Source organism: Blautia sp. NSJ-175, assembly GCF_022867815.1.
Classification (GTDB): domain Bacteria; phylum Bacillota; class Clostridia; order Lachnospirales; family Lachnospiraceae; genus Blautia; species Blautia celeris.
Genome location: NZ_JALIFQ010000021.1, coordinates 25421 through 43668, shown reverse-complemented (window position 1 = coordinate 43668; position 18248 = coordinate 25421). Strand labels below are relative to the sequence as shown.

General features: G+C 40.8%; 10 protein-coding genes and 1 pseudogene. 1 reads left to right on the top strand and 10 read right to left on the bottom strand.

Annotated elements, in window-relative coordinates; all coding sequences use genetic code 11:
- Positions 1–15: 15 nt before the first annotated feature.
- From MUB35_RS24080 to MUB35_RS24035, 10 genes and pseudogenes are all read right to left on the bottom strand, one after another.
- Complete coding sequence (locus tag MUB35_RS24080) at positions 16–8727, bottom strand: Ig-like domain-containing protein (RefSeq protein ID WP_244806963.1); 8712 nt, start codon at positions 8725–8727, stop codon at positions 16–18.
- A 272-nt stretch (positions 8728–8999) separates the two neighbouring features.
- Positions 9000–9185 (bottom strand): annotated as a pseudogene (locus MUB35_RS24075) (tyrosine-type recombinase/integrase); the annotation flags it as partial.
- Between the two features lie 103 nt (positions 9186–9288).
- On the bottom strand, positions 9289–10866 hold the full coding sequence (locus MUB35_RS24070; protein WP_115625162.1) for a recombinase family protein: 1578 nt from the start codon (positions 10864–10866) through the stop codon (positions 9289–9291).
- Positions 10863–12554, bottom strand: a complete 1692-nt coding sequence (locus MUB35_RS24065; RefSeq protein WP_115625161.1) for a recombinase family protein — start codon at positions 12552–12554, stop codon at positions 10863–10865. The genes MUB35_RS24070 and MUB35_RS24065 overlap by 4 nt, the downstream gene beginning before the upstream one ends.
- 1 nt (position 12555) lies before the next feature.
- Positions 12556–14247: a recombinase family protein gene (locus tag MUB35_RS24060; protein ID WP_244806962.1), complete on the bottom strand. Its 1692-nt coding sequence runs from the start codon at positions 14245–14247 to the stop codon at positions 12556–12558.
- A 108-nt stretch (positions 14248–14355) separates the two neighbouring features.
- On the bottom strand, positions 14356–14604 hold the full coding sequence (locus MUB35_RS24055; protein ID WP_115625159.1) for a DUF6870 family protein: 249 nt from the start codon (positions 14602–14604) through the stop codon (positions 14356–14358).
- A complete protein-coding gene (locus MUB35_RS24050; RefSeq protein ID WP_115625158.1) occupies positions 14585–14968 on the bottom strand; it encodes a type II toxin-antitoxin system PemK/MazF family toxin in 384 nt (127 codons plus the stop codon). The genes MUB35_RS24055 and MUB35_RS24050 overlap by 20 nt, the downstream gene beginning before the upstream one ends.
- A 539-nt stretch (positions 14969–15507) precedes the next feature.
- Complete coding sequence (locus MUB35_RS24045) at positions 15508–15984, bottom strand: sigma-70 family RNA polymerase sigma factor (RefSeq protein ID WP_115625157.1); 477 nt, start codon at positions 15982–15984, stop codon at positions 15508–15510.
- Between the two features lie 394 nt (positions 15985–16378).
- Positions 16379–16813, bottom strand: coding sequence for a HEPN domain-containing protein (locus tag MUB35_RS24040; protein WP_115625156.1), 435 nt, complete (start codon positions 16811–16813; stop codon positions 16379–16381).
- Complete coding sequence (locus tag MUB35_RS24035) at positions 16800–17141, bottom strand: nucleotidyltransferase domain-containing protein (protein ID WP_115625155.1); 342 nt, start codon at positions 17139–17141, stop codon at positions 16800–16802. The genes MUB35_RS24040 and MUB35_RS24035 overlap by 14 nt, the downstream gene beginning before the upstream one ends.
- An 887-nt stretch (positions 17142–18028) precedes the next feature.
- Here MUB35_RS24035 and MUB35_RS31080 point away from each other — a divergent pair.
- Positions 18029–18244, top strand: a complete 216-nt coding sequence (locus MUB35_RS31080) for a hypothetical protein (protein ID WP_243107841.1) — start codon at positions 18029–18031, stop codon at positions 18242–18244.
- The last annotated feature ends 4 nt before the right edge of the window (positions 18245–18248 follow it).

Sequence of the window (18248 nt, the reverse complement as noted above, 5' to 3'; positions counted from 1 at the left end):
AATCGTTAAACTATTTCATTGTGCTGTTTCTTCTGTATTATCTGTCGAAGCAGATACTGTAATTTTACAACTACATTTCTTTCCACTGGAAGTTTTCGCTTCAACACTCGCTTCTCCCTCTTTTACTGCGGTTATAACACCATCCGACGATACACGCACTATACTGTCATCGGAACTGCTCCAGGTAATACTATCCGTTGTATTGACCGGGAGAACAGTAATACCAGCCTTTACCGATTGGCCGGAAGTCAAATTCATCTCTCCACTGTCAAACTGAATAGAGGCAGCCTTTATTTCTTTTACAGTCACTTTGCAGGTTGCTGTTTTTCCGCTGCTGGTTTTCACTGTAATCGAAGCTGTTCCTGCACTGATACCTTTTACCACTCCGCTGCCCGATACAGTTGCCACTTTTGTATTGGAACTGCTCCATTTCAGGGTATCCGTAGAATTTCCCGGAGTCAAAGTTCCTTTCAGTGTATATGTCTTTCCTTTATAAACACTGATTGATGTTTTGCTGAGAGCTACTTTTGTGGATGGAATTTTCACTGTCACTTTACATGTGGCGGTTTTTCCGCTGGTAGTCTTCACTGTAATAGTCGCTGTTCCCTTTTCCACTGCAGTTACCACGCCTGTTGAGGAAACTTTGGCTACCTTTGTATTAGAACTGCTCCATTTCAGGGTATCTGTAGTATTACTGGGCGACATGGTTCCTTTTAACGTATAAGTCTTTCCTTTATTGATTGAAACGGAAGTCTTACTCATGGTCACTTTAGTGGACGGTACTTTTACCGTAACTTTACAGGTGGCTGTCTTTCCGCTGGTAGTCTTTACCGTGATCGTAGCACTTCCTTTTGCCACAGCTGTGACTACACCTGTTGAGGATACCTTGGCTATCTTGGTATTGGAACTGCTCCATTTCAATGTATCCGTTGTATTACTGGGTGACATAGTCCCTTTCAGGGTATAGGTTTTTCCCACATTGATCGACACGGAAGTTTTGCTCATGGTCACTTTAGTGGACGGTACTTTTACCGTAACTTTACAGGTAGCTGTCTTTCCGCTGGTAGTCTTTACCGTGATCGTAGCACTTCCTTTTGCCACGGCTGTAACTACACCTGTTGAGGATACCTTGGCTATCTTGGTATTGGAACTGCTCCATTTCAATGTATCCGTTGTATTACTGGGTGACATAGTCCCTTTCAGGGTATAGGTTTTTCCCACATTGATCGACACGGAAGTCTTGCTCATGGTCACTTTAGTGGACGGTACTTTTACCGTAACTTTACAGGTAGCTGTCTTTCCGCTGGTGGTCTTTACCGTGATCGTAGCACTTCCTTTTGCCACGGCTGTGACTACACCTGTTGAGGATACCTTGGCTATCTTGGTATTGGAACTGCTCCATTTCAATGTATCCGTTGTATTACTGGGTGACATGGTCCCTTTCAGGGTATAGGTCTTTCCCACATTGATGGATACGGAAGTCTTGCTCATGGTCACTTTGGTGGACGGTACTTTTACCGTAACTTTACAGGTAGCTGTCTTTCCGCTGGTGGTCTTTACCGTGATCGTAGCACTTCCTTTTGCCACGGCTGTGACTACACCTGTTGAAGATACTTTTGCAATCTTAGTATCAGAACTGCTCCACTTCAAAGTATCCGTTGTATTGCTTGGTGACATGGTTCCTTTTAAAGTATAGGTTTTTCCAACATTAACGGAAATGGAAGTCTTACTCATAGTTACTTTGGTAGATGGAATTTTTACTGTCACTTTGCAGGTAGCTGTTTTTCCGCTGGTAGTCTTCACTGTAATCACAGCGCTTCCCTTTTCCACTCCGGTCACCACACCCGAAGAGGATACTTTCGCCACTTTTGTATTTGAACTGCTCCATTTCAGACTGTCTGTACTGTCACTTGGTGACATAGTGCCTTTCAGGGTATAGGTTTTTCCCTTATTTAAAGAAACCGAAGTTTTACTTAAAGACACTTTTGTGGAAGGTACTTTTACTGTCACTTTACAGGAAGCTGTTTTTCCACTTCCTGTCTTTACAGTTATCGTTGCTGAACCTCTGGCAACTCCGGTCACAACACCGGAAGTGGAAACTTTTGCCACTTTACTGTTTGAACTGCTCCACTGCAGACTGTCATTTGCACCTGACGGTGACATAGTGGCTTTCAGTGTATATGTTTTTCCTTTGTTCACAGTCACTGACGTCTTGGACAGTGTCACCTTTGTTGCTGCTGTTTTCACTGTCACTTTACAGGCAGCCGTTTTTCCACTGGTTGTCTTTGCAGTGATTGTGGCAGTTCCCTTTGCTACTCCGGTCACAACGCCTTTAGATGATACTTTTGCCACTTTTGTATTTGATGAAGTCCATGTTACAGAATCTGTACTGTTGGACGGCGTCAAATCAGGTACCAGAGTATACGTTTTCCCAGTATAAACTGTCGCAGAAGTTTTGTTTAAAGTTATTTTTTCTGCAGGAGACTTCACACTCACTTTGCAGATTGCTGATATACCTCCTGCACTCGCTGTAATTGTGCAGGTTCCGGGCCCCTTAGATGTCACTTTTCCGTTGGACACCTGCGCAACTTTTTCATTGCTTGTTGTCCAGATGACGGTTTTATTCGTTGCATTTTCCGGTGTCACAGATGCTGTCAGCTGTTTTGTTTCATTTAGTTTTGCAAAATTCAGCTGAGCAGCATTTAACTTAACCTCTTTAACCGGTACCAGAATTGTTTTCGGAAGGAATTCCACGGATGCTGTCTGTTCACCGGTAAGCAATGGGTATGACGTAATAATTAAATAATAACTTTTTCCCTTTGTCAGTGATTCTTCCATAGCAAACGCTTTTCCTATATTATTCTGGGTGTCAATCAGTTTCTGCCCTTCTTCATCTACTAACTTAATCTCCACATTCCAGACAGGCTCCAATGTGTTCATATTGATTTTGTAGGCTCCATCCATACTTGGAGTTATTTTATATACCTGTTTCCACCTTGATGCATTTCGTTTAAATTGACTTTTAGCCCCATCTCCCAAATCTATCAGATTTTTCGACTTGGAAATAACTGTAATTGGAAGTGTTTGTGTGATTTTTTTACCGCAGTAATCAATCCACGTCTTACATTTTCCTGACTTTTCTATTCCGGCCTGCTGTTCTAATCCTACCTGAATTATACTCCTATTCATATAAGGATTATAAACTTCTGTCCAGGAATTTCCATCTGTATCTGTTATTTTAAGCTTTAAACCATAGTAATAGGCCTCAATTGTATCCTGGTTGATATATTCGCCCTGGAATAATTCTTCCTGTCCCTTATTGAGCACTTCAATTTTTTCAAGTCCTGATACTCCGACTGCGCTTAATGAATTACCAGCCTTTCCATTGACACTTAATCGATAGGTTGTGTTTGGTTCCAGCTTAACAATTGCAGGTACATCCTTGCTCGCATAAACCGGCATCAAATGACTAGTGTTGATATAGCCTTTGGAATAAAACTGTAGTCTCACACTTTCTTCTGAGTCTGTAAAAAACCTGTAATAAGGCTTATCAGATGTCCTGAATTTGAAGTAAACCCAGCTCTGTTCCAAGCTCTGTGATTCCCCTATTTTAAATTCTTTCATTTCATATTCTTCTTCAGGAATCACATTAAGTGTACAGTTTATCATTTTATCTAAAAACTTCAGCACGATTGGCTGTTTTCCTATAACTCTCGTTCCCTTGAGGGAAATCAGCTCAAGAGAACCGCCTGTATCCAATACCTCGCCAAAATTTATAGTATCCTTTGAACCATCTTCATAGATGATTACTGCATCCTCTTCCAGACTGTATAAACTGGAATTTTCCATCACTGTAACCGTATTGTTTTTCACCTGGATATCCGCGACTGATTTTTGTGGACAGATGCAGAACTTCTGGTTACTGGTTGTGAAATCCACACTAAAAAAGTACCATTTTCCTTTTTTCAGCCGCATAAGCTTCTGAAATCCCATCTGCTGTGTATAAAGTATGTCAGCTTCGTATCCGGATTCATCTCTTACCGCAGTATATACATCAGAAACATACCAATAGATGCCATCCTTTTGGGGCATGAATTTATACAGTTTACGTCCTTTGCTTTCAGAAGTTTGTATCTCATTTTCCTTAACTTCCTGTGAAATGTCTTTTAAAGACAAAACTTTTATATCAAAAGATGCCGATACATCTCTCCAGCTCACCACTCCTTTATAGTCTCCAGGTTCTGTATTATAAAGAGAGCTTTCTATACCCGGGTAATCAACTGAAAATCCTTCAAAAGCAAGGTCCTCAAGTGCTATATCTCTGCTTGTACCGTCCGAATAAACAGCATGTATTACCAGACCCTCATTCTCCACATTATAATCCCAATCTGCTGCATAAACTGTCTTGTCAGGTTTCCTCTTAATTTCTATCTTGCTGACTTCCTTTACCTTCTCAACAGTGATTTCTACACGCTTGGTTTCAGGAGCAATATAATGCTTCAGATAATATGTGGTTCCCTTTTTTAATTCTGTCTGGCTGCTGCCATCCGCACTCGTAAAACGGGAGGTCTGCGTAATCATATCATAATTCACGCTATATTTATAAATTCCATCTTCCTCCGGCGTAAATTTGTAATAGATCACTTGGCGGTTTACATCTAAGGTATTTTTTCCCAACTTAACTATATCAAGTGGTGCGTTTTCTATTGTACACAGATTCAGTGTTCCGTCTATACTGTGGTCAAGATACGAAGCTGTAACTTTATTATCTTCCCTGCCATTTTGTCTGACTGATATCGTCATGGCAGCTCCGTATTTTCCTTTTTGACCGCTTTTCAGTATTTCTTTTTCTCCGCTTTCATATTCAACATCAACCGCAATTGCATATTCATCACTCCCTGGTCCCCAGTCATCATACAAATAATAATCTTTTATGGAGGATTTATCAAATTGCATGTTTACAATCTTATCAGATATCCTGGAAACCTTTAATTCCACACTGCACTTGTAGCCCGATGTCAAACTAATGAGATATTCTTTTCCCCCTACCAAATCAACTGCCACACCATGATCGAGCCAATCTGTTTTCTCTACAATACAGTTTCCGGTATCATCCCAAATCTGTATACTCTCATCATGATATCCATCTCTTGCAGAGAACACATACTTAGAGGTCTGAGATGGAATAAATAGTACAGTCTTTCTGGCTTCATCCATTAAGAATGGTATTATATTGGTTTCATCTTCCTCCAGCAGAGCTAACTCCCCTGTATCCGCTGGAACACATTCAATATTAAATGTAGTTTCTGCTCCTTTGTAAGAAATTGTTACAGGGTAAGTACCCACTTTTTCCAAAGGAAATCCTACAGTCTGAAAATCTATGGAAACTCCTGAACTATAATTATAAATTGTTTCCCTGGTGCCATCATCATATATAGCTTTTAAATAAAGCTCATCAAAATTAACATTGTCCAGATACTGGCGATATACCGTCTGTATGTTTGAGGTATCTGCCTGCAGGCTGACCACTGTCTTTTCTTTTTCAATCATTACCGCTTGGTCCATGTTTGAACTGTGGGTATCTTGCAACATAAAATAATACGTCTTATCCTTCTCCATTGATTCTATAAGTATATCGCTGCAGTAAGAATCGCCGCAATAGTATTCATATTCAGAATCATATACTGTTATGTTACCGGTCACCCGGAACATCAGACGGTAGTTTCCCGTCTCTTTCGGTACAAACCGTAACACCTGATCCCCTGTCAGGAACTGATATCCCCCTTCTTTCAAGCTGTCAAGACCATCCAGGGAAAGTACCGAAATTGTTACATTCATACTGGCCGTCCCCAGTCTGTATATCATCTGGTAATCTCCTACCGGGAGATTACCCTTTTCATCTTTTAGATTCCACTGATCAAACGGACTTTCCTCTGATAAATTCATACCATATTTCGATGTTTCATATCTGGAAAGGACCTCTTTCTCACCATTTTCATAAATCACTTCATATCTGAGTTCATAATCTTCCAGACTTTTCTGCAAACCGTAATAATACTCAGTACGCGGAGGTTGTTTAATCTGTAAAGCTTTGATTTCCGGAATTTGACCAGCCGTTATCTTATAATTGCTCTCTTCCCGAAATTCAACTGCCAATATATAAGTTCTGCCGCCTTTAAACTTCAGCAAACCATTATCTGTCCACATGGAATTCAATGCTCCGGCATCTTTCTCCTTCCAGAGCACATGTCTTTCTTCATCCATTTTTATATAATAGTCTTTCGTTTCTGGTGCAGTAAAACTGAAATACTGAAATCCAATCCCCGTTTTTCCTTCTACGGTGTTTCCCGCTTCCAGGTTTATGGGTTCTATTTCAGAAAGAGATTTTATGGTGATCTGTACCTCTTTTACAATAGTACCTATCTGTATTTCTGCTTTATAAATACCCGGCTTTGTCACCTCACCATTGACATCTTTTAATCCCTGATATATTACCTGTGTGCCATATTTATCCTGATTATACTCATCCTTTTTGTAATTTATATATGTAGTTTCTCCGTCCCTGTAGTTAAGCTGCAGCTTCATTCCGTCTAAAATTATTTCTCCATCCGTCAATCCCAATATATATGAGGTTTCTACCGGTTCAGAAACAATAGTAGCGCTTTCCAGTTCAGGGATTCTTTCCACTCTGGCGACAAAGCTTACATCCTCCTCATACATTTTGCTTATTTCCAGATAGCAGGCTGTTCCGCCGCTTAATGCCAGATTAATCTGTTGGCCATCACAATACTCGTAACCGCCTGTTTCCTGATTATATTTACGGCAGTTCACAGGGTTCTGAAATCTCAGTCCGTAAACGCCGTCCTCTTCCGGTACAAATTGCACATAAGTATTTCCTGCCTCTTCATAGAAAAACTCCTGATCAGTATCTGTCAAAACAGGGACATTTTCACTGCTGATCTCTTCTACCGCTATTTCCAGGCTTACACTTTGTTCCTGAACGGACAATACCATTTCATAGGTACCTGCTTCGCTTGTCCACTCACCCTCACTGCCATCCTTAAGAATCTTTACTCTGAGATAATTACCGTATGAGTCTTTCCAGTCTCCATTCTCTCCAATTTCATCCCATGACATGGTATAGGTACTTCCATCTTCATAGGTCAGTTCCAATTCCAGGTCATTCAGATAATAATTATAATCTAAATTTTTAATGTATTTCTTCTTGACTGGCTCCTGGAGCATGGTAAGTGCTGTTACCTGTGGTACTGATTGTACGATTCCGGCATATTCTCTTAAATTATCGCTTTGAAAACAAATATAATATGTTTTACCGGCATCCATAGGTGCCGACATATCCATAGCATAGTCAGCATCTATCTGTTCAAAATTTTCATCCAATATATAGATATAGGTCCACTCTGAAACGCTTATATTATATTGCCCACTCTTGCTTGGAACTACTTTTTTCCACTCTTTTTTCTCCTTTGACATACCTATGGAAAAATAATTTGCTTCTGTTATCTGAGGAATATTCTCAAGAGGCAGTACCTGGATTTTAACAGGCTCATCCGCCTCCACTTCATCAACGCCTACATGCACATCATAAATTCCCGGCTTAGAGATGATTTCATCCCAATCTGACTCTCTCTGCCAATAATAATTTCCATACTTGTCCTCATCTATATAATTTCCATCCTCATCATAGCCCAGGAACGTGGTATCACCATTATCATATGTGACTCTCAATCCAATTCCTTCTGACGAGAAGCCAAACTGGCGGTCCAGCTCCTGAACATAAGAGGTACTATATGGCTGACGGATAATCTCAACCTTTTCAACCGCAGTTGTCTTTTGTAAAGAAGCCTTGTATAAATTGTCCTCAGAATAATCATAATCTCTGCAGAAACAGACATAGGATTCACCGGCCTCTAATTTCCACCTGGATACTGCCCCCCAATATCCTCCCACAAATGTACCATCAGACTTATACATTTCCAGACGCGTATTATCAAAATTCCGCTCCAATGCATATGTGCCTGTTTCTGAAGGCTTTATTACTGCCCATGTACACCAGTTTCCGGAAGTATCTTTTTCAAACTTCAGTTCTGTATCCTGTTCATATAATACAGGTGCCGTTTCAAACACGTCCTGCGTCTTGATCGGAACTTTTGCCTCGGCATCGCCCAGATGCAGTATTATCTCATATTCTCCCGGCGTCTCCAGCCATCTGCTGTCTTTCTCCAAATACAGCATGTTTCCATAACTGTCCTGAGGACTCTCTGTATAATCAGCAGTTATAGTTTCTGTATGTCCATTACTATAAGATGCCAGAAGTTCAATACCATATATAGAGACATATGGTTCAATCTCCTCGAATCCACAGTAATAACTGGTTCTGTATGGCATGGATATGATTTCCAGAGACTCCACTGTTACCTGCTCATTTGCCAGCATTGTCACACTGTTATCATCTATACTGTCCGTTTCTGCATTCCCTTCTGCATCTTCTGACAATACATCGTTTTTCTTCTCCTGATCATTATCTTCCGATTCACCGGATTCTTCCTTATTCACATCGTTTAACCCTGCTGAATCTGTCTCCTCCTGCTGTACTGTATTCTCCTGTACATTCTGACCATCGGCCCATACATCTGTTGGTATGTAAGTCAATATCATCAGGACAGTCAACATCCAGGCCATAACTCTTTGAAATCTTTTCTTCATCTTTCTTTTCTCCTTTCTCTCCCCTCAAAATACAATTACTGCATAATTCTTATAATCCTCCCTTCGTTTAGAATCCTCTTACATAATTATTAAATATTTATATTAAATTATATATATCTTTTTGACTATCTTTTTATATCTTCTTAAATGTCCGCAAAGCCTTATTTTATCGGCTCTACGGGCATTTTGCTTTTGTGGTAAACCTCACATATCTAGGCTTATCTTCTTATATTTTCCCTGTCAATCGTGGTTAAAATCGTGGTAAATACTTCTTATGCAATCAGACGCTGAACCTCTGATTTTGCGGTATCTATGGACGCATGAGCGTACCAGTTCATTGTGATACTGATATTTGAATGCCCCATGATATACTGTAAATCTTTCGGGTTCATGTTCTTGCTTGCCAGTCTTGTGCAGAACGTATGGCGTAGCGTATGAGGACGTGTCAAGTATGGGACAAAAAAAATAATTCTTTTTTCTTGCCGGAAAGTACCTGACCATTCCAATCAGGTACCCAACACTTTTATTATCTTCCACAAAATCGCTCTTGTCCAGAACATTTTATCTCTGCCCTAAAAATACATCATCACAATTCCATTCAATTTCGATTTCCTCCTGGCTATGCACCCGGATAACCTTGATGATCTCCCGTAATTTCTCTGTATCGAATTTCTCCATGTTCAGAAATTCTTCCAGTTTCATTTCCTTCGCAGTATTGTCCTGCTCAAGCATCTTTGCATCACGTTCAGACTCTGCTATCTTTCGTCTGATTTCTTCCAGCTGTCTGCCTATCTTTTCTGCTTTCTGCTTGTACAGTTCCCGATCAATACAACCATCTTTGTACCCATCATAAAGTCTCATTTTTTCAGAAGACAACTGGCGGCTCTGTTTCAACAATTCTGCAACATTCGTCCCCATACCTTTGCTCTGGTTCTTTGATTTAACAATCTTCCGGTTTTCCAGCATGGAAGATGCAAACTGATGAACAAGTTCCAGGATATGCTTTTCCATTGGCTCACGTCTGACCACCAGGCTTCGACAGACATGATCACCGCTGGTACGCCCATCCGAGCATTTCAGTAGATGCTCCGTTTCTCTTACCAGACAATGACCACAGTGTGCACACAGCATCAGTGCTGGCTGTTTCTTGCGTCTTGCCAGCGTATAATTGGTTCTTGTTTCTGCAACACCTCTGGATTTTTTCGGATGCAGTCTGTTCGCTTTTTCAAACAGTTCCCTGTCAACAATCGGATCATGGTGGTTTTCCAGCCTGATCCAGTCAGACTCGTCATTAAGAACCGCCTTATGACCGGTGTGCATACTACAGCGTGTTTTACCCCATATCCGGGTTCCGATATAAATCTCATCCCGTATGATTGCAGATACTGTGGTTGGATTCCAGCGTTTTTTCATGATGGTATCAAATCGTCGGAACTGAACCTGCTCTCCTCTTGACATTTTCTGCTCATCACAGGTGGCAATTTCCTGTTTGTTCAGTTCCCTTGTGATCTCTGCAAAGCTCATACCTTCTGCAGCCATCTGGAAAATCATCTTCACCACCTTAGCCGAATCCGGATCAATTTCCAACCTTCCATCTTTGCCCTTTCTATAACCATATCTGGCATTTACCGGAAGCCTTGTTCCGTTTTTCATTCTGGTCTGCATTGCGGATGAGATTTTTTTCGACAAATCCAGGCTATACATGTTATAAACCAGATTCTTCAAAGCTACATTCATACCGCCGGTCATTCCAGAGCTGGCTTCACTGTCATAACTGTCATTAATGGAAATAAATCTGATCTGAAGAAGCGGAAAAATATACTCAATATAAAATCCCACTTCCAGATAGTCCCTGCCAAACCTGGAGAAATCTTTCACAACTACACAGCCGATCTGTCCGCTTTTCATATCCTCCTGCAACTGTTGAAAACCATTGCGTTTGAAATGGGTGCCGCTGACACCGTCATCCACATATTCAAGGATATCCGACTCATCCACACCAAGCTGATCGATCACAAACGATTTCAACAGGATCCTCTGAGAAGTCACACTGTCACTTTCCAGTTTGGTTCTGCCATCCACATTCTCATCTTCCATAGATAAACGGATATAGACAGCTGTTTTCCTATTTTCTGTCATCTTGACTGTGCCTCCTTCTCTTTCATTATCTTTTGCAATTCAGCGAACTGGTCATCATATACCAGTTTGATTTCATAATCATACTTACCATGGATAATAATGGAATCCACAAAGGCATCCACCATTTCTTTTGTCAGCTTCCGCTTAGACATATAAGTATGTATCACTTTCCCCCATCCTTCTTCGATATGATAATCTTGGGAATACCGTACCTGCGCCGTCAATACTGCATCCAGACGGCTCTTGATGTTTTCTATTTCATTGGAATAGATACGGGAAAACTGCATGTACTCTTCTTCTGTAATCAGGCGTTCCGAATAATCCTCATATAAATCAGATTTACGCTTACTGATCCGGCTCAGTTCCCGCCGAAATTTCCCTACTTCCTTGTCCAAAAGCAAATATTGCGTCTGGTTTCTGGAAGCGGAGTTCATTTCCCGGATCATTTTTTCTGTATCCAGTACGTTTTTCATATGTGACTGGATCAGACGAAGGACATCTTCATCCACGTATTCTTTTTTGACCCTGTGCCCCTTGCACTGGTTTCCTCCTGATTTATGGTTTGCATTGGCACCGCAGATATAATAAAATGTTCCGGACTTTTCTCTGGACAGGATCATGCGGTTGCCACATCCTCCACACCTGATCTTGCCGGTATAAAAATTCTGGCTCCGGATGGCTCCATTATTCAGCTGATGCCTCTTTTTATATTCTTCCGTAAATTCCCGGATTTTTTCCTGTACCTGGCGGAACAGCTCTTTATCTATAATCCCTTCGTGGGTATTCTCTGCATAGATCCACTCACTCTCCGGTCTGTTTCTCTGCTTATTTCCCTGGAAAACGCTCTGCTGATATTTTCCATATACGGAATCCCCGGTACAATGAACATCCTGAAGCACACGTTTTACTTCATAATTATTCCACGGTTTGGACTCTGGGGATGGCTTTTCCCCGGATCTATAATATTCCCTCTGCAAAGTTGGGGACAAGACGCCATCAGCGTTGAGTTTTTTTGCAATATCACTGTAACTGCATCCATTCATATACATAGAAAAAATCGCCCGTAAATGTCCGGCAGCTTCCTCGTCAACTACCAGCTGGTGCCTGTCCTGTTCTGATTTCCTATATCCATAGGGTTCCCAGGCACCGGTAAATTTCCCTTCTCTCCACAATGCTTTTTTTGCACTGCTGCTCTTTTTTGCAAGGTCTTTGGAATAGAACTCATTGATAATATTCTTTAAGGGAACAGTCAGATCTACTCCCTCACGGAAAGAATCAAAATCATCCGTCACTGCCAGGAACCGTACATGAAAGAACGGGAATACACGCTCAATATAATTGCTTGTTTCTACATAATTCCTGCCAAGCCTGGACAAATCCTTTACAATCACGCAGTTGATTTTCCCATGCTTGATATCTTCCATCATCTGCGTAAATCCAGGACGGTCAAAATTTGTACCGGAATAATCAGAATCCTTATAAACTTCTGCAACCGAAATATCCTCTGTATCAGCCACATAGTTTTTCATCAGTTCCACCTGGGTTTCTATCGTCCCCCTCTCTATCGTTTCCTCTGTTTCCATAGAAATCCTTGCATATAACCCTGCCCGGAACGGTCTTTTGATCTCTTCCTGGACGGCTGCACTGCTGACCGTTTCAGGAATGCTTTTCCTGCTTTTTCGTGCCATTTTATACAACCTCCTTTATCTTGACCTGAAGATTGTTATCCGGATCTGCTGCAACCTCCACTCCCATAGCCGGAAGCTGTGTCAACAATGCCTGGTAGCAGTCATTAAAGTCAAAGATGATCTCAATATTCTTTTTGTCATGGACTCTGATTTCCCGAATCAGTTCCACGATTACCGTCCTGGTCAGCACTTCAATATCCTGATATTTCACAAAATAATCCAGCCATGTGTTAGAAGCATCTGCTTTTTCCAACATGTTATCCATTTCTTTCTGGATTGCCCGGATACTCTCTTCTGCATTCCTAAGCCTTTTTCCATATGCTGCATGAAGTTCTACATAATCTTCTTTTGATACGATGCCCTCTTTCATATCGGAATAAAGCATCATGCGGAGTTCCTTACAGCGTTCTGTTTCCATTTTTTTCTTTTCCAGCCTGTCCTGGAGTTTTTTCACATTGATTTCCTGAAATGGTACAGTCCCGATAAACTCCAACACCCTTTTCAAATGCATGATGTTATGGATATGCTGTTTCAGCATTACCAATACCACGTTTTCCAGATCTTTTTCCGGGATTCTGTGACTGGAGCAGCGTTTCGTTTCTTTATTTGTGGAACATAAATAATAGGCATATTTCTTTCCACCAACTGTTGAGACCTTTCTCGTCATCGGTGCCCCGCAATCCGCACATACAGCAATGCCGGACAGCAGATACACCTGCTTCTGGTCAGGAGAAGTACGGGTATCCATCCCCAAAAGCCGTTGGACGATCTCAAAATCCCTTTCACTTACCAGCGGCTCATGGTTCTTTTCAATACGGATCCAATCATCTTCCGGCTTTACGTAGGACTGCTTCACTTTATGGTTCGGTGTCGTACGTTTCCCCTGCACAAGGTTTCCAATGTAAACCTCATTTTCCAGTATTCTGCGTACCGCAACAGAACTCCAAAGAGCCTGCTCTTTCTGTCGGAACCCGGTTTCATAATGACTCCCGCTGCTGATCTTATATTCAAATGGTGAAAGCACACCCAATTCATTCAGGCGGTTGGCAATCGCATCCTGGCTCATTCCCTGCAGTTTCATCTTAAAGATGTCCTGTACTACACTGCCTGCAACCGGATCAATCTCCAGCTTATGCTTGTCTGCCTTAACTTTCTGATACCCGAATGCCACAAAAGGTGTCACACATTCTCCCTTTTTCCTCTTAATTTCAAGGTTACTTCTGATCTTAATGGAAATGTCACGGCAATAAGCATCGTTGATTAATTTTTTGAATGGGATAATAATTTCATCGGCCTGATTCTTTCCCTGAAGGCTGTCATAATTGTCATTTATGGCAATAAAGCGCACACCAAGAGCCGGGAATAAACGTTCAATGTACTTCCCGGAATCAATGTATTCCCGCCCAAACCGAGATAAATCTTTCACCACTACGCAATCAACAATCCCACGCCTGATATCTTCCAGCATAGCCTGGAATGCAGGGCGCTCGAAATTAGAGCCTGAGTAGCCATCGTCAACCCGGACGGAAACAACTTCTATATCTTTTTTGTCTTTCAGGAAATCCAGAATCAGAGCCTTCTGGTTAGAAATGCTGTTACTTTCCATTTTTGCAGAACTGGAAAGATCGCCATCTTCTTTGGATAATCTGACATAGATGGCGGCACGATAGATTTTATTGAAATTCTGATACATATCTTACCTCCTCTTATTACGTCAAAAAACCCATGTAATAAAAGGGGGCTGCATAATTTGTCCTTACAGACATTTTAGCACAGCCACCCCAAACTTTCCAGTACTTTTTCAGACACTCAGAAGCATATTTTCAAATGCCTGCTCCAAAGATATCCCGTTATTGGCAAACCTTACTTTGACCTTCATATTGCCGATCCGGACCAGATACGGATTTCCTACCTTATTCAGATATGATTCCCGCCGTTCCTTCAGGCTTTTATTCCTGTCTGCTTTCACAGTCAGTAAATCTGTCATTTCATCAATATTTACATCTCTAAAATCCTGTTCCAGATACTTTCTATATTCTTCTGCTGTCATAATCCCCCTCCTCATAAACTCCTGTCTGAATCTCCACCGCTCTGGTAATCCTCCGCATTGCATCAGAACTGACATGACCACATTTTTGGATGATACTCTGAACATCAATGCTTGTGATCTGTTCCGCCAGTACCAGCCCATGCCGTTTCAAGCCAACCATTTCATAACAGTTAATAAACACATGGGTCGGAAGATACCGTTTTTTGTACACCCTTGAAGTAAACGGCACTACCGTTACCACCGGACTGTATGTATTCGCTTTGTTATTGCTGACAACCACTACCGGACGGATTCCACTCTGAAGGGAAGTACCCGGAACCTGTCCCAAATTAACCATAAGGATATCGCCTCTTTCAATTTTCATTTATTTGTTCCTCCCATCCTGACATTTAATCGTAAAGCATCCATTATTAGCTCCACAGGAATACGGCAGAGTCATTCAAATTGAACGCTCTGCCGCATAACCTCTATAGCCAATTTTCGATTATTAAACAGTGCTCGCTCGATTCTATTTATCCTCGATACCCCGAATCGTTTATCCTGCTTTCGCAGGTAGGGAATAATAACCTATCTGACTGCATTCGCCAGATCACAACCCAAATGCTCACGCACGCAGGCTCCGACAGTTCATAGGTTTGCCGGTTACGGACTTTTCACAGTCCGCAAGTGTATCGCACCCTATACAGATCGTCGCATCATCAACCTGCCAGTTGATTTTCGGTCAGTGCTTATTCGCTCGTCCGATATTCATCAGAGTCTTGGCGGCAGTTTCCTTGTGCTCCCTGCATAAGATGTCACGTCAGTTACTACTGGATATTCAGCTGTCAATGTACTTTTGAGGAGTCCTTAAAACTCTCCCTAATTACTAAAGTCAAGTGACTCGGGATTTTACAAAAATTTTTTTCAACTTTTTTTATTTTTCATATAAATCTCCCGCATTTTGTTCAAAATCTTCTTCAACCGGTATGCTACCACCTGTTGTGACACTCCCATAATTGAAGCCAATTCTTCTTGTGTCTTATCTTCAAAATAAATCGCATAGATAATCATTCTTTCTTCCGGACTCAAACCATTGATTACCTTATGGATCTTTTGAGCTTCGATTTTTTCAATTACACTGTTTTCTACGCAGCACCTCATATCCGGGTAATCCTCTATTGAAAAATCGTTTTCTTCATCTCCTGTGCTGCTGAATGGTATTTCTCTATTTTTCATTCCAATGACTTCCCCCTTTTCATTTTTTACTTCAATTTTTCTGGGCTTGCTGCTTCGATAAAAATTACTCATGGCATATGCCACTTCTTTCGTGATCTCTATAAATTCGCCGTCTACCTTTGCGAAATATTTGTCTCCAACAAAATATGGGTGTTCAATATACATATCCGTCCTCCTGAATTTGAAATTTGTTTGCCAGTTTCAAATTCAGAAGGCGGTCCTCTGATCTGGTTCATGCCTGCTCCACCAACTACTGCCAGGTAAAACCTGCAGGTATTGGCTGAGAAATTCAGGCACGAAAAAAAGCCCCAGTAGTCTTTTTTTAACTACTGAGGCTTCCGTCTCTCAAATTTAATTCAGTTTTCTATGCCTTCTTTCATCAGCATAACCATTGTATCAGAACAAAGTTCAGAAAGTGTCCGTAATCAGACACCAAAAGTTCATTAAAATCATCGGAAAGTACAAATTATCCATATAATAGTTCACAGATATTTTCTCCATAAAAAAATACCGGCACACAGACTATTTTCTGTCCATGTACCGGTTTCTAATGTCCCTGTTACCCTTTATCCTGTTGTTTTTCTTCCACAAACAGGTATTGTTCTGCAAGTCCTAAAATCTTTGTAGCTGTCTCTATCTGTTGTGCAGTTATCTCTTTGGAAGCAATATAAAAGGTATCATAATCGCTTGCATGACGTATTTCCTCTGCCTTTACAATTTTCCTTCCCAGTTCACGAGGAAAAATCTCCGGCTGTACATAATTTTTGTTAAAGTAGCTGAGCGTATCCTTATGTCGTTTAAAAGCAACACCCTCTTTTGCAAGCACCGCACAGATGGTATGAAAGATACTATAATATGCACGGTTATTGGCTGCTCGATACTGCCCTGCCTCAAATGTAAGATTAGCCGTATCCAGGTCTTCTCTTGCAACATTTAAACGATGACGGACCACATCCATTTTTGTTCCAACATCCAACGAATCAGGCTGCTTCATATAAAAGCACCCCTTCTTTCTGTACATTGGTATAAAACGGATATGCTGCTGCCCATTGCTTAAAATGCTGAAGGTTTTTCACAACCGGCATCATCCAGATATCATAGTTTACATTATACTCATATCCCAGTTCCGACAATGCATCGGAGTAAGGATCCATTTCTTCCGGCGTCAGATCCACCAACAACATGATATCGACATCAGAATCGGATGAATAATCACCTCTTGCATAGGAACCATATAAAATAACGCTCTTGAGATGTGCACCGTAAATCTTTTGTACTTCTGATAAATACTGAGTAAGCAGTGTTTGAATTGTTTGTGGCATACAATCGTTCCTCCTTTCTCCTGATAGTTTAAGTATAATCCAAATCAGGAAAATACGCAACCAGTGTACGCGGGAGTTTGACAGTTGAATTATAGAAAAAGTACTTGCAGGTCGCATAAAACCTGCTTTTTTTGTGTCAAATCTATTGTCAGGGTTGTTTCATGAAGATATTTTAAAATTCTAAAAAGATCAGATTTCATCGAGGGTTATATATGCTATACATAAGCGTGTATAACCCTCGACTTTTAGGTCAAGTAGAGGTATAATGTCTATCAGAATAAACGCATGAACAGAAATTAGCACCTGTAATAAAATATTTTTGTATGAATTTATATTTTCTAATTCCACAAAATGTACGTAATCGTGTGTTACAAGATAGATTTAGTCGGTTTCGCATACAGATTGCATCGGAAATAATGCCAATTATAAGATAGACTTTAAAGGAATTATCATTCATGCGTTTATTCTGTAATGTCTATAAAGTATAGGTATGTACCACCTATATGAAAAGGAGAGGACATTATGCCAGTAACTGAGAAAAAATATCCAGAATGGGTTCAAAAACACCGTGTAAAGGGAACTACCGTGAAAAAAAGGGGGATTCTTATTACCTTTATAAAAGAACATCCCGGCGTGTAAAAGGGAAAAAATATCCGCAGCCGGTCGATACTTATATCGGCATTATTACTCCGGAAGGGGTAATACAAAGCAACAAAAAGAAGGTATCTTTAACAGATGCAGAAGTATGGGAATACGGGTTTTCAAAAACTGTCTGGGAATTGTGCCCGGATGACTGGAAAAAACCATTAGGGGATGATTGGGAAGATGTACTTTCTATTATTCTTTTCAAGCAATCTCCAACTTCTTATATCCAGAAAAAACGAACGATGAAAAAAGAATCGGATTTTCGTTATCAGTTTGCAGCTCAGATATCGTCTTTGTCCCGCAGAATATATAAAAAATGGGGCGTGGGTCTGGAAGAACTGCATAAGTTAGAGACAATCTATTTAGTATGTCTGGATAAAACTGAAATCATTTCAAAAGTTAATGAGGAACAGCAGGAACTTCTGGAGAAAATACAGGTGGCTCTGGAAATGTGCTGAAAAA